Consider the following 2,109-nt stretch of genomic DNA (forward strand, 5'->3'; position numbering starts at 1 on the left):
ACGAACTTCTTGCCAAACAGGATGGGCGCAGTGACGGCCNGGTCGCCCTTGGGCGTGGCGTTGATGCCGGCCGCGGCTTCGTTGTCCTCGTGGATGCTGGTGAGGATATGCCGGGTCTCTTCCAGGTAGCGGCCACCGGCTTCGGTCAGGCGCACGCTACGGGTGGTGCGCAGCAGCAGCTTGACCCCGAGTTGCTCTTCCAGGGCGCTGACGGCGCGGGTGACCGCGGCTGGGGAGATGTCCAGGCGACGGGCAGCGGCGGCGAAGCTCTCCAGCTCGCCTACGGCGACGAACACCTTCATCAGGTGGATCTGGTCCATGCGGGCTCCTGAGGCCATGAAGTGCCGGGATTATCTTTCATCTGGGCGTTTTGTGTTGTCTGCTCTGGCCTCATCGCCGGCAAGCCAGCTCCCACAGGTACTTCACAGGTTTCGGCAGCTGTAGAGTACCTGTGGGAGCTGGCTTGCCGGCGATGAGGCCGGTACAGGCATATCAGATATCCAGTACCAACACCTGCCCTCCCTCTTCCACCCGCGCCGGTATCGCGCAACAGATTAGCGCAGTACCACTTTCCGGCATTTCCGCTGGCGGATTCGGATAATGCACCTGGCCACTGACCAACCGAGTCTTGCAGGTACCGCACGACCCACCTCGGCAACTGAACTCCGGCGCCAGCCCACGCGCCTCGGCCAACTCCAGCAGCGTACCGCTACCGGGCGCCCAGCGCGCCTCCTTGGCCGAAGCCGCAAAGTATACCGGCACCGGCTCGCTGGCCGCCGGCGGCTGTTGCAGGGTGGGCTGGTCATCGTCGGTGTGCCGCCGGAGCGTCGACGGGCCAAAGGCTTCGGCATGGATCCGTGCATCCGGCACATGCACCCCGCGCAGCCCTTCATACAGGTCCTGGGTAAAACTGCCCGGGCCACACAGATAGAAATCGTAGTCGTCCAGCGCAAGCGTCGCTTTGACCTGCTCGATACCCAGCCGACCGGCAAACTCGTAATCACGCCCCACCAGCGCATGCTCTTCCGGCTGGCTCAGGGCACGGTGCACGTGCAGCAGGCCGCCGGCCTGTTGCCGCAAGCTTGCCAGCTCCTCACGGAACGGCAGGTCGGCCAGGCTGCGCGCACCATGGAACAGATGGATGCACCGTGCCCGCCCCTTGTTCAACTGCTCGCGCAGCATGGCCAGTAACGGCGTGACACCCACACCCGCGCCGATCAGCACCAGCGGCCGTGTGCTCTGCTGGTCCAGCGTGAAGCTGCCCATCGGCGGGCGCACGTTCAGCACATCGCCGGGCACGACACGCTCATGCAGGTGCCGCGAAGCCGGACCCTGGGCTTTGACGCTGATGCGCAGGTAGCCGTCCGAAGGCGCGCTGGACAGGCTGTAGGTACGGATCAGTGCTGCCTCGCCGTCGAGCTGGACTTGCACCGGAACATGCTGCCCTGGCACAAAAGCCATCGCACTACCTGCAGGGGGCTCAAGGTAGAACGAGCGGATATCGCGGCTTTCCTGCTCCACCCGCAGCACACGCCAGGCCTGCCATTGGCGCTGCTGTTGGCGTTGCTGCAGACGTTTGTCAGCCTCGGCCCAGGTGCCGGTCATCAGGCTGGTCGGCGCGTACTCCTTGAAGGCCCAACGCAGGGAAACGGCAGCCGGGCGCCATACCACCTGCTCTACCTCCAGCGTCCACAAGCGCTCGGCGCCTTCGAACGCCTGGATGGCGGGGCTGTCCAGCAGCAACTCGGCATGCCCGTAAAGCTGCAACACGTTGCCGTTGCTGAAATCGATGAACAGCAACCCTGCTTGCGGGTTCACCAGCAGGTTGCCCAAGGTGTTGAACTGCAGGTTGCCAGCATAGTCGGGAATGGGGAGGCGGTGGCCTTCGACCTTGACGAACCCGAGCCGCCCGCCACGGTGTGAGACATCCACCGAGCGCTGGCCGTCGTCATGCTCGACATANCTGGCGACAAAGAAAGTATCGGCTGCCTGGATCATGCTGACAGCCGAGACATCGAGTGTCGTCGAATCGACACGCCCTTGGGGGGGATCTGNGACGCGGGTGTAGTCACGCAGCTGGATGTACTGCGGGCAGTTGCCGAACGACTG

General features: G+C 64.4%; 2 protein-coding genes. Both read right to left on the reverse strand.

All coding sequences use genetic code 11. The features are described 5' to 3' along the window. On the reverse strand, positions 1 to 320 hold a 320-nt coding region (locus tag JV551A3_RS24980), incomplete at its 3' end, for a LysR family transcriptional regulator (protein ID WP_133979213.1). Between the two features lie 172 nt (positions 321 to 492). Continuing rightward, positions 493 to 2,109, reverse strand: a 1,617-nt coding sequence (locus tag JV551A3_RS24990; RefSeq protein WP_133979215.1) for a 2Fe-2S iron-sulfur cluster-binding protein, incomplete at its 5' end; no start/stop codon positions are given.

Source organism: Pseudomonas inefficax (assembly GCF_900277125.1).
In the GTDB taxonomy this organism is placed as follows: Bacteria; Pseudomonadota; Gammaproteobacteria; order Pseudomonadales; family Pseudomonadaceae; genus Aquipseudomonas; species Aquipseudomonas inefficax.